The sequence below is a fragment of the Lacinutrix neustonica genome (assembly GCF_026625145.1).
GTDB lineage: Bacteria > Bacteroidota > Bacteroidia > Flavobacteriales > Flavobacteriaceae > Lacinutrix > Lacinutrix neustonica.
This window is the reverse complement of the sequence record NZ_CP113088.1, coordinates 1,710,548-1,722,515: the sequence shown is the minus strand read 5'-3', so window position 1 is coordinate 1,722,515 and position 11,968 is coordinate 1,710,548. Positions and strand designations below refer to the sequence as shown.

The window sequence follows — 11,968 nt, the reverse complement described above, 5'->3', positions numbered from 1 at the left end:
TCACTAATGTTTTTAGAGTAAGTCTCTCGGAATCACGGCAAGAAAATCTTTAAAATCTGAACCGGGATTCTCAAAGGAGATATCCATTTTTTGACCTGCTTCAACATTTTGTACATAGCCATTAAACTCTAAAGGAAGGTTGTTTACAAACCCTTTATTCTCCCTGAACGTATACTTGTTTTGTTCTAAATCTAAATCAATTAAAGCCTCTAATTTTATTTTATTATTACTTAGATATTCAACATCATCAACGCTTAATGTAATGTTAGCATTACTTTTAGTGACTAATTCTGAAACGGTTTCAGAGAAGACCCCTTTTCCTGTATGATTTAATTCAGTGATATAAACTTTGGTGTTATTCTCCTCATCTAAATAGGTTAATGCACTATTATTTATGGCATAATCTTTAATGTCAAGTGCGAACACCTCAGTATTAGAAGTGCTGTCTTCTGCATTTTTATTTGGCTTGGCAATAGCCCAGTTGGTGTCCCCAAATTTGTTTGTTTTTAAGGTGACTAAGGCTTCATTAATGGCAATACTGTTAACTATGACAGGGCCTTCACTGGCTTTTTTGAATAACTCTTTTACCGACATGTCAAACGAAAAAGATTTAACACTCGCCAGTGTTTCTTCTTTGAATGGTTCTAGATTTGTGATTTTTAGTTCGGCGACAGTAACATGGGCTTGCGGAAAACTACTGATGAAGCTTAAGCTTACATCTGCAAATTCAACTTGTGCATTAACATTGTCATTGATAAAATTACGAACCATATCTTTTATCTGCGACTGGAAAATAAAAGGGGCTACTAATAAGAGCACAATAAGAATGAGTAATGTGATGCCTGTTATTTTAAGAATTTTCTTCATTGATTGGTGATTTTTTTATTTCCACAAGGGAGGAATTTTACCATTATTTCAGTGTCATTTGATTATTGATGCTGAGAATTTTAGTTTTAAATTCCAACTTTTAAGATATACAAAATTGTTAAAAAAAGTTAGAAGCCAACTATGTTTTGTGATAAATTTACAATAAATCTAGCGCTTCGTTAACCTTAAGGTTAAAATGCATCATAAATAAATAAACATCATGTATAAAGGAAGGGCTGTTTAAGGCGACGATATTGATTTTAAAATGAGACCCGTTTACTAATAAACCATTAAAAGTCTCCCACGGGGTATGAATAAAGCACCTAAGAAAAGGCAAACGCTTTGTGGTAGTAGGTTGTTTTTTTGTAGGCATATAACTTTGGTTCTGTTTTATTTTTTCACATGCAGTGGTACTAATGTCTTTTCAAACAAGAGGTCAATAATTGAGGAATAAAATTCGTTAATAAATAGTTTAAGTAAAGATAAAAGAAACCATTTACTTTTAGTTATTTTGCTTTCTCTTATGTCACAATCACAAAATTTTTACGTAGCACTCGGTAGTAATACAGGTGATAAATTAAACAATTTACAGGCCGCTGTTGATGCGATTTATTGTCGTGTGGGCTGTGTGCGATTAATTTCAAGAGTTTATAAAACACCGCCTTACGGGTTTCATGTTGAGGACAAAGCCGAAGACTTTTATAACGCGTGTTTGCTTTTGGAAAGCGATTTAAAACCTTCTAAAGTTTTAAATGAATTATTGGCTATTGAAACCCGTTTAGGACGTGTGAGAACTAAAAGTGAAGGCTATCAATCTCGTGTTATAGATTTGGATATTTTATTAATAACGTCTCAAGAGGGAGGAGACATTATAGCGACTAAGTCCCTACAAGTCCCACATCCCGAATTGCACAAACGGAAATTCGTTTTAGAGCCCTTGTGTACAATCGCTCCAAAATTAATACATCCAAATTTTAATAAAACCATTACTGAATTACTGGAGGTTTGTGAAGATAACAGTCAGTTAGAACCTGTAAATATTTGGTTAAAGAACCCGAGTAAACGGCATGACTTTTCAAAATACAACTATATCGCTATCGAAGGTAATATTGGTGCGGGGAAAACAAGTTTAGCTAATAAAATTTCCTCAGATTATAATGCGAAACTCATTTTAGAGCGCTTTGCAGACAATCCTTTTCTTCCCAAATTCTACGAAGATGCCTCGCGGTATGCCTTTACTTTAGAAATGTCTTTTTTAGCCGATCGTTATCAACAAATTAGTGATGATTTATCACAACTGGACTTGTTTAAGGATTTCATTGTAAGTGATTATGATATCTACAAGTCACTCATATTTTCAAAAATCACGCTTCAAGAAGATGAATTTAGGTTGTATAGGAAACTATTTTATTTAATGTATAAGGATATCGCTAAACCGGAATTATACGTGTATCTCTATCAAAATACGGAAAGACTTCAGGAAAACATTAAAAAACGTGGCAGAAAATATGAGCAGAAGATTGATAACGCTTATTTAGAAAAAATCAATTCGGGTTACTTGGAATTCTTAAAAAATCAAACCGAATTGAATATTAAAATCATCGACATCTCAAATCTTGATTTTATTAAAAGTAGGAAAGATTATTTATTTATCTTGGATGTTATTTGCGAATAGTTTTTTCCTAAATACCGTTTAATCAATCGTTTGTTTTAATATTTTAAATACAATATTAAAAACGTATTAGTAATTAAGTTTTCTATGAAGTATCTGTACTGTCTGATTATAGCATTTATATCAATAGACTCTGTTTTTTCTCAGGCTCAAACCATAGATTCTATTATTTCCTCTTTACAAAAAGACCAACTGCTTTTTGAAAAGGTTTTTATTCATACCAATAAAACTATTTATCATAGCGATGATGTGATTTGGTTTAAAGCCTATGTTTCTGAAAATAATAATAAGCCATCAGTAAAAACAACAATACTATATGTAAATCTATTTACTCAATCTGGAGAACTTGTAGACAGTAAAAATATTCTTATACTTAATGGGTTGGGAAGCGGTCAGTTTGAATTAAAAGGAGATTTGCTTCAAGGGAGTTATTATATACAGGCGTTTACTAATTACATGCAAAATTTTGGAGCACAAAATAAGTATATACATAAGTTGGAAATTGTTGGAGATTTAAATCATGAAACTCAAAAAAGTAATCCAATATACGACGTTCAGCTATTTCCGAAGGAGGGTATTTGTTAGAAAACACGAATAATATAATTGGTATAAAAGCTTTAATAAATGGAAAAGGCTTTGACTTTAAGGGTAAAATAGTAGATTCTAAAAATGCAGAGGTTGTTAGTTTTAAAAATGAATACTTAGGCATGAGTAAATGTTCATTTTATTATAAAGCATCAGAAAGGTATGAGGCTATATTTGATATAAATGATACTACATATAGGGTCAAATTACAAAAAGCAAAGCGTTTAGGATTAGTTTTAAAGGTCATTAATTCTCAAGAACGAAAAGATGTTCTTAGTATAGAGCTCCAAACGAATTCATATTCAATAAATAATACAGAGAATAACTACACCCTTTTATTTCATCAAAAAAATAAATTATCGGGCTATACTGAGATTAGTCTAAAAGATACGATGAAATTGAAATTAGAATTACAAAAGGAAGGCTTATTTAATGGTGTAAACTCAGTTACAGTGTTTAAAAATAAGCAACCAGTTTTAGAACGCAAGTTTTTCAATTATAAAGAAGATGAAAAATTAAAAATAACATGCTCAGAACTTAAAACGCAAAAAGACTCGTTGGTTTATAAATTAAGTTTAAATAAAATCGGTGAAAAAGCAAATTTGAGTGTTTCTGTATTTTCTGAAACAGCAGGTTATAATCAAATTAATACTATAGAAAGTGCCTTTTTGCTAACTCCATATGTAAAAGGATATGTGGAGAACCCGCAATATTATTTTAATAGTACCAATAAAACGGCCAATGAGGATCTGGATTTATTGTTATTAACACAAGGTTGGACTCAGTATTCAACAGAAGAGTATTTGAAGCAATTAAATCCGGATTATAAATATAATTTCGAATTGGGATTTAATTTGGAAGGAAGAGTCAGTCCTGTTATGTCAAATCGTTTAGCGCTGATATCAAAAAAGAACCAATTAATTGTAGAGACGTTTTTAAAAAATGACACAAAATTTAGTTTTAAAAAATTACTTATTTACGAAGGAGATTCAATTAAAGTAGCGTTCTTAGGGGGTGAAAACGGAAATAAAGCTATTAAGCCAAGAAACATTTATTTTGATACGGTTGTGAAAAGAAAGAACGTCTTATCTAGAAAATTTCATAGTGATTTTATTAAATCAGAAGATAAAAAGATTGAATTATTAGCAGAAGATAATTATAGAGGGTTAAACGTTTCTAATATCACAGAATTAGGAGAGGTAAAATTGAAAGGAAAAAAAGAAGCAAGCAGTATTTAAAGGATAAGGAATTTTATAATAAATATAGAGATTTAGTTTTAGATATTGGAGCTTATTCCAAATTAGATATTCCAACAAAGTATAGTGATAGCCATGATGATTTAGGTGTTTTTTTAAAAAATAACGAAGGTGTTTTTGTGAAAGACTGGAAGGGGTTAGAAACATATCTGGTCGCTGGTCTTAAAGAGGTGTCTTTGTTTATAGATGGGGAACGGGTTGTTAGTGAGAGGATAACTTCGGCTTTGTCAATAAAAATGGATTTCATTGAAGAAATAGCATACCAGCCGTTTAGAAACTACCGAATTTATCAGGTATTCACAACTGGCAATTATAAAAAAGGAATTGAAGAGGAATTCATAGATTTCATATTTCAAGAAGGCTATAGTAGAACAAAGAAATACTATTCTCCAATAAATGAATTCAATACTTCAAAGAATCATACAGAAATAGATTGGAAACCAAATTTACAAACTAATGCTGTTGGAGAAGTTGTTTTTAAGGTTAAAAAAAATGAAAAAATGAAACAATTACAATTTTCAATTCAGGGATTTACAAATAATGGTTTATTAATAAGTGACTTAATAATTAAAGAAATTTTTTCATCTTACTAAACAAATCCCAAACCACCACACCACAGCTAACTGAAATATTTAAAGAGTGTTTGGTGCCAAATTGTGGGATTTCAATAACAACGTCGCTCGCATTGACAACGGCTTGTGACACCCCTTTTACTTCGTTGCCAAACACCAGTGCATAGGTGTTCTCTTTTTCTGGAATAAACGCATGGAGCATGGTCGCTTTTTCAGCCTGTTCAATGGAACATACGGTTATGCCTTGCACTTTTAATTTTTCCACCAATTCAAGAGTGTTTTCAATATATTCCCAAGCGACGGTATCTGTACTGCCCAAAGCTGTTTTATGAATATCTTTATGAGGTGGTTTAGCAGTAATGCCGCACAAATATACTTTTTTAATTAAAAAGGCATCGCTGGTTCTAAATACAGAACCGATATTGTTTAAGCTACGAATATTATCTAAAATGATAATTATTGGTGTTTTTTTGGCGTCTTTAAAATCGCTAACCGTTAATCGGTCTAATTCGTTATTTTTTAGTTTGCGCATAAAAGAAATCTCGTCTTAGCGAGGCGTTTTCAACGTAGCAATCATTTACTTTGAAAGACACATCGCTTGTGAATAATTATCAATAACTTCGTTACAATTGACTTCAAAAAAAATCAATATTTAATTACCTTGCAAACTTACTTAAAACAAAATTTCTTTGGCAGCAAAAACAAAAAAAGTAACACCTTTAATGAAGCAATACAATGCTATAAAAGCAAAGTATCCTGACGCTTTATTATTGTTTCGTGTCGGTGATTTTTATGAAACCTTTGGGAGCGATGCGATAAAAGCTGCTGGTATATTAGGGATTATTTTAACTAAAAGAGGCGCAGGGAGTGAGACAGAAACAGAATTGGCAGGTTTTCCGCATCACTCATTAAATACGTATTTGCCTAAACTAGTAAAAGCAGGTGAGCGTGTGGCCATTTGTGATCAATTAGAAGATCCTAAACTAACAAAAAATATTGTAAAACGAGGCGTAACAGAGTTGGTTACGCCTGGAGTAGCACTAAATGATGAGGTGTTGCAATCTAAATCTAATAATTTTTTATGTTCGGTATATTTTGGAAAAAACACGATAGGTGTTGCTTTTCCGGATATTTCTACCGGCGAGTTTTTAACCTCACAAGGAAATCAAGAATACATAGATAAGCTTCTTCAAAATTTTAGTCCAAGCGAAATTTTAGTTTCAAAACAGAAACGCCTTAAGTTTAATGAATGCTTTGGTAAAGATTTCCACACCTTTAATCTAGAAGAGTGGGTCTATCATACAGATTATGCGAATGAAACCTTACTAAAACATTTCAACACAAAATCGCTTAAAGGCTTTGGAGTCGAAGACTTAAACGAAGGCATTATTGCTTCGGGATCTATTTTGCACTATTTAGGCGAAACACAACACAAAAAATTAGAACACATCACATCCATTTCAAGAATTGCTGAAGATGCATATGTGTGGATGGACCGTTTTACCATAAGAAACCTTGAGCTTTACAATTCGACAAATAATAATGCAGTCACACTACTAAATGTTATTGATAAAACCATTTCGCCAATGGGCGGCCGCTTATTAAAACGTTGGTTGGCGCTTCCGTTAAAAAATGTTGAAAAAATAAAACAACGTCATGAAGTGGTGTCTTTCTTAAAAGAAGAGAAAACAATACACGCGAAAATACAGAGTCACATCAAGTCTATTGGCGATATAGAGCGTTTGATTTCTAAGGTAGCAACAGGGAAGGTTTGTCCTAGAGAAGTCATTCAGCTTAAAAACTCATTAGAAGCCATTGTTCCAATAAAAACGTTAGCAACTAATTGTGATAACGAATCGCTAAAAATCATTGGTGATACGCTGCAGAGTTGCGATATATTACGTGAAAAAATAAAGACAACCTTAAATGAAGAAGCCCCAGTTAATGTTTTAAAAGGAAATACCATTGCGGTTGGTTTCTCTGAGGAGTTAGACGAATTAAGAGGCTTGTCTACCTCCGGAAAAAACTATTTGGACAAAATGCTACAGCGTGAAAGTGAGCGTACGGGAATTACGTCGCTTAAAATAGCCTCTAACAACGTGTTTGGTTATTATATTGAAGTGCGCAATACACATAAAGATAAGGTGCCTGAGGAATGGATTCGTAAGCAAACCCTTGTCAATGCAGAACGCTATATAACTGAAGAATTGAAAACCTATGAGTCTAAAATTTTAGGCGCCGAAGAACGTATTTTAGCTATAGAACAACAGTTGTTTGGTGATTTAGTGGTGTGGATGAACCAATATATCAAACCCGTGCAGCAAAATGCGAATCTCATTGGTCAATTAGATTGCCTTTGTGGTTTTTCCCAACTGGCCAACGACAATAATTATAGCTATCCAAACATTGATGATTCTTACGATTTAGAAATTAAAGAAGGCCGTCATCCCGTGATCGAGAAACAGCTGCCTCTTGGCGAGCAATATATTGCTAACGATGTTTTTTTAGATCGAGAACAGCAACAAATTATTATGATCACCGGGCCTAACATGTCCGGAAAGTCTGCTATCTTACGGCAAACAGCATTGATTGTTTTATTAGCTCAAATAGGAAGCTTTGTGCCAGCCAAAACAGCTAGAATTGGTTTGGTAGATAAAATTTTCACTAGAGTAGGGGCTAGTGATAACATTTCTATGGGAGAATCTACATTTATGGTAGAGATGAATGAGACCGCTTCCATTCTTAATAATATGTCAGAACGCAGTTTAGTGCTCTTAGATGAAATAGGAAGAGGAACGAGTACTTATGATGGTATTTCCATAGCATGGGCCATTAGTGAGTACCTGCATGAGCATCCAGCTAAAGCGAAAACATTATTTGCAACGCATTATCATGAACTTAATGAAATGACCGAGACCTTTTCAAGAATAAAGAATTTTAATGTGTCGGTTAAAGAATTAAAAGATAATGTGCTGTTTCTTAGAAAGCTGGTGGAAGGTGGTAGTGAACACAGTTTTGGTATTCATGTTGCTAAATTAGCAGGGATGCCTCAGCAAGTATTGCACCGCGCCAATAAGATTCTAAAAAAATTAGAGCAGTCGCATTCCAGCGAAGAACTTACAGATAAGGTAAAGTCTATAAAGGATGAAATGCAACTGAGTTTCTTTAATTTAGACGATCCGTTGTTAGAACAGATAAAGGAGGAGATACTTTTAACCGATATTGATACATTAACACCCATTGAGGCTCTTATGAAGCTAAATGAAATCAAACGTATGTTGGTGAAGACCAAAGCAGTAAAAAATTAATTTAATTATTTTTAAAAAACCCTTTGGTATTAGGAGAAAAGTTTTAAATTTGCAACCGCAATAGCAATATTGTTAGTTCATTTAAAAGACTGCGAAAGTAGCTCAGGGGTAGAGCATCACCTTGCCAAGGTGGGGGTCGCGGGTTCAAATCCCGTCTTTCGCTCTGAGATTTTTCTTAAAAATATTCCACGCTCGGGTGGTGGAATTGGTAGACACGTTGGACTTAAAATCCAATGTCCATTAGGACGTACGGGTTCAAGTCCCGTCCCGAGTACTAAAGCCTTTATCATTTTTGATAAAGGCTTTTTTTATACCCTTTTTTCATATAAATTTATCTGTTTCACTTTAAACCCCTAAAGGGGAAACCCTTACAAACGCTATAAAAATAAAAACCCACCAATAGCTAGCTTTTGGTGGGTTTTTGTTAAGGTTGTTTTTACTTAATTAACCGCAGGGCAATTACAGCTGTAACGTTCTTTTCTACAACCAAAGTTATAGCCTAACGTTATTTGATGAAAGCCACCGTTGTTAAAGACTACTGAATTAGCTTGATAACTATAGGTGTAAGCAAACATGAAGTTATTTAAGTCAACACCAAGAATGGGTGTAATGTATTGCAGTTTTTGACTATTAATGCCTGTTCCATCTAAAAACTCAGCGCCATCTAGACTTCTTCGGTAAGAGAGGCCTCCCCATAGTTTACCAAATTCTGTGGTTTTATATGCTTTTAGATTTGCATCAAAAGAAGCTTCCTTAGTGGCATCCCTGTACATAAACATAACAGAGGGTTCAAAGCTCCAATCATTACTATAATTACTGAAGGTGTTGCCTAAAGAAAACAAAACCGTTCTTAAGTTTTGATAACTCAAACCTTGTTCGTTAAAGTTTACACCGTCATTTTCTAGCAAATTTTTAACAGTCGCATGGGCATAAAAATTATATAGATGATATGAAAAACCAAAATCCACATTAAAATTAGTAGCCGATTGCTCGATACCCGAAATAAGTGGGTCGAAGCCATCCTCTAAGAATTTCGATTCATCCAATTTGTACTGTATAACTCCAACACTCAAACCAAAAGAGAGCATGTTTAAGTCGACTTCGTTTCTTGAAAACATAAGGTGATGGGCGTAGGTAGCATAGGCGCCAGTTTGAGAATGGTATCCGTTTTTATCAGAATAAACAATGCCTCCAATACCAGATTGAGACTCTCCTATGCGCCCATTAATACTCGCTGTCATTAGTGCAGGGGCATCCTCATCTCCAAACCATTGTTGACGACCAGTGATTCTAACTTTAGAACAATTGGCAACACCAGCCATAGATGGGTGAATTAAGTAATAGTTATCTGTTAAGTAATCTGAATAGACAGGAAGCCCTTCTTGTGCCTCTGCAACCCTACTATTCATTAATAAAGTAATTGTTAGTATGAATATTAATTTTAATCTCATAATTTTTTTAGGTGCAGATTCGCTTGATTTTAGTTCAAATAAATAGTAAACGCTATTCATAACGTGTTTTTATCAATAAATGATATCGAAGTCAAATATAGAACTTTCATTGATATTATTTAATGAACAAAAGTTAAAGCTACTAATAAGGCGAAAAGCTTTGCGTAAAATACACCCTATTTTTCAACACATTAGATTGGCCTTTAATCTTCAAATATATAGATATCTCTACTTTCTTTTAGTATTTTTGCATAAAATTTTTATTGCAAATGAATACGTTTAAAGTCACCATCCAGGAAACATCAAACCCTTCTATATTAAAATTCGAAATAAATCAGTTTATCACACAACATCAAAGTTTCGAATTTAATAATATTGATGAAGCAAAAGCATCACCATTAGCGCAACAATTATTCTACTTACCTTTTGTTAAGAAAGTTTATATTACTAGTAATTTTGTTGCAATCGAGCGGTTTAGTATTGTAGAATGGGTGGATGTCCAAGCTGAAGTAGGAAAACAAATTGAAGACTACCTCAATGCCGATGGCATTGTCATTAATCAGGATGAAGCGCCTAAAAAAGTGCCAGTAACGGTGTATGCTGAAAGTACGCCTAATCCCTCAGTAATGAAATTTGTAGCTAATAAAAAACTGGTGACAGCTACTTATGAGTTTGTTTCAATTGACGCTGCAAAGGCCTCACCTATGGCCACGGAGCTATTTCATTTTCCATTTGTAAAAAGTGTGTTTATTGATGAAAATTATATATCAGTCACCAAATATGACGTAGCAGATTGGAATGATATCACTAACGAGGTTCGCGAATTTATTAGATCATATATAGAAAATGGGAAAGAAATTATAGCTGTCAATGCTCCGAAACAATCGCTAAAACTGCTGAAAAGGTTGATGCACATTTTGAAACATTAGACGATACTTCAAAAGAAATAATCAATATTTTAGAGGAGTATGTAAAACCAGCTGTAGCCAGTGATGGTGGGAATATTGAATTCCAATCTTACGACGAAACTACTAAAACTGTTAAAGTTATTTTACAAGGGGCGTGTAGTGGTTGTCCATCATCGACCTTTACTTTGAAAAATGGAATAGAAAATATGTTAAAGGAAATGCTAGTAGGAAAAGTGAATACTGTAGAGGCTATTAATGGGTAGTTATAGCTTTTGGTTTAGAGAATATTAACAATCATTTGGCTATTTTAAGGTTCTCGAATTATCTAATTCTTTGTAACTTTGGTTCAGTATTAATCTTTAAAAACCAACAATTATGGCAGTATTAAAAGTAATAGAAGTGTTAGCGAATTCTGATAAAAGCTGGGAAGACGCTGCGAAAAAAGCAGTAAAACAAGCTTCAAAGAGCGTAAAGAACATACGATCAGTGTATTTAAAAGAACAGAGCGCTAGCGTAAGTAATGGGGAACTAACCGACTATAGGGTGAATGTGAAAATAACGTTTGAAGTGGATTAAATGGGATTCCTTTAATATATAAAAAACCATCTCTTGCAATAAGTAAGAGATGGTTTTTTTATTGCCTTTCTTAGTCTGTAGTAAACTTATCTCTTACGGCTAATCGTTAAACCGTCTCTAATAGGTAGTACTACGGTTTCAACCCGGTCATCTGCTTTTAAAAGTGTATTATAGGCCATAACAGCTTTTGTCATTTTATCTTTTGTATCAAGGGGCTCAATTACTTTGCCACTCCATAAAACGTTGTCTGATAAAATGATACCTCCTTTCTTTAATCGGTTAATAATTAAGTTGAAATAGTTGACGTAATTGTCTTTGTCGGCATCAATAAATACAAGATCAAAGGTTTTTTCAAGAGTTGGAATCACTTCTAATGCATGGCCTAAATGTTGAAAAATGCGTGCGCCATATTCAGATTTATCAAAAAAGTGGCGTTGAAAATCAAACAGCTCTTCGTTTATATCTATGGTGTCAATCGTACCGTTAGGCTTTAATCCTTCGGCTAAGCACAACGTGGAATAGCCTGTAAACGTTCCAATTTCTAGTATGTTTTCCGGGTGAATTAATTTCGAAATCATACTTAAAACACGCCCTTGGTAAGGTCCGCTAGACATTCGAGGTTGTAGTATTTTTTGAAACGTTTCTCGTGTCAATTGTTGCAGTAATTCGGGTTCACTTTCAGAATGTGCAACCACATACTGGTCTAGTGCTTCGCGTATAAAATGCATGGTGTATTTCCTTGTTTATTGCCTTATTAAACGACTATAAAGCCT

General features: G+C 33.6%; 10 protein-coding genes, 2 tRNA genes and 1 pseudogene. 9 read left to right on the top strand and 4 right to left on the bottom strand.

The window, feature by feature from the left end; all coding sequences use genetic code 11:
- Positions 1 to 12 precede the first annotated feature (12 nt).
- On the bottom strand, positions 13 to 867 hold the full coding sequence (locus tag N7U66_RS09570) for an AsmA family protein (RefSeq protein WP_267678304.1): 855 nt from the start codon (positions 865 to 867) through the stop codon (positions 13 to 15).
- 523 nt (positions 868 to 1,390) lie between these two features.
- Between N7U66_RS09570 and folK the strand changes: the two genes are divergently transcribed.
- The 4 genes from folK (at position 1,391) to N7U66_RS09550 (ending at position 4,973) form a co-directional block, all read left to right on the top strand.
- Positions 1,391 to 2,542, top strand: a complete 1,152-nt coding sequence (gene folK, locus N7U66_RS09565) for a 2-amino-4-hydroxy-6-hydroxymethyldihydropteridine diphosphokinase (RefSeq protein ID WP_267678303.1) — start codon at positions 1,391 to 1,393, stop codon at positions 2,540 to 2,542.
- Positions 2,543 to 2,626: 84 nt separating this feature from the next.
- Positions 2,627 to 3,124, top strand: a complete 498-nt coding sequence (locus N7U66_RS09560; protein WP_267678302.1) for a hypothetical protein — start codon at positions 2,627 to 2,629, stop codon at positions 3,122 to 3,124.
- Positions 3,118 to 4,362 carry a hypothetical protein gene (locus N7U66_RS09555; protein ID WP_267678301.1) on the top strand — a complete coding sequence of 415 codons (1,245 nt, stop codon included), beginning with the start codon at positions 3,118 to 3,120 and terminating at the stop codon, positions 4,360 to 4,362. The genes N7U66_RS09560 and N7U66_RS09555 overlap by 7 nt, the downstream gene beginning before the upstream one ends.
- Positions 4,363 to 4,499: 137 nt before the next feature.
- On the top strand, positions 4,500 to 4,973 hold the full coding sequence (locus N7U66_RS09550; protein ID WP_267678300.1) for a hypothetical protein: 474 nt from the start codon (positions 4,500 to 4,502) through the stop codon (positions 4,971 to 4,973).
- On the opposite strand, the gene N7U66_RS09545 is transcribed toward N7U66_RS09550, so the two are convergent.
- Complete coding sequence (locus N7U66_RS09545) at positions 4,948 to 5,484, bottom strand: RNA methyltransferase (protein ID WP_267678299.1); 537 nt, start codon at positions 5,482 to 5,484, stop codon at positions 4,948 to 4,950. The genes N7U66_RS09550 and N7U66_RS09545 overlap by 26 nt on opposite strands.
- A 157-nt stretch (positions 5,485 to 5,641) precedes the next feature.
- Here N7U66_RS09545 and mutS point away from each other — a divergent pair, with 157 nt between their 5' ends.
- From mutS to N7U66_RS09530, 3 genes are all read left to right on the top strand, one after another.
- Complete coding sequence (gene mutS, locus N7U66_RS09540) at positions 5,642 to 8,260, top strand: DNA mismatch repair protein MutS (RefSeq protein WP_267678298.1); 2,619 nt, start codon at positions 5,642 to 5,644, stop codon at positions 8,258 to 8,260.
- A 91-nt stretch (positions 8,261 to 8,351) separates the two neighbouring features.
- Positions 8,352 to 8,423, top strand: a tRNA-Gly gene (locus tag N7U66_RS09535).
- 27 nt (positions 8,424 to 8,450) lie between these two features.
- Positions 8,451 to 8,534 (top strand) — tRNA-Leu (locus N7U66_RS09530).
- 166 nt (positions 8,535 to 8,700) lie between these two features.
- Here the strand turns inward: N7U66_RS09530 and N7U66_RS09525 are convergent.
- Positions 8,701 to 9,711 (bottom strand): PorP/SprF family type IX secretion system membrane protein, encoded by a 1,011-nt coding sequence (locus N7U66_RS09525; RefSeq protein ID WP_267678297.1) that lies wholly within the window; start codon positions 9,709 to 9,711, stop codon positions 8,701 to 8,703.
- 269 nt (positions 9,712 to 9,980) lie between these two features.
- Here N7U66_RS09525 and N7U66_RS09520 point away from each other — a divergent pair.
- Both N7U66_RS09520 and N7U66_RS09515 read left to right on the top strand, forming a co-directional pair.
- Positions 9,981 to 10,882 (top strand): annotated as a pseudogene (locus tag N7U66_RS09520) (NifU family protein).
- A gap of 112 nt (positions 10,883 to 10,994) precedes the next feature.
- Entirely contained in the window at positions 10,995 to 11,195 is a 201-nt protein-coding gene (locus tag N7U66_RS09515) for a dodecin family protein (protein ID WP_267678296.1), read from the top strand.
- Positions 11,196 to 11,281: 86 nt separating this feature from the next.
- Here the strand turns inward: N7U66_RS09515 and N7U66_RS09510 are convergent, their stop codons facing one another.
- A complete protein-coding gene (locus N7U66_RS09510; protein WP_267678295.1) occupies positions 11,282 to 11,923 on the bottom strand; it encodes an O-methyltransferase in 642 nt (213 codons plus the stop codon).
- Positions 11,924 to 11,968 lie beyond the last annotated feature (45 nt).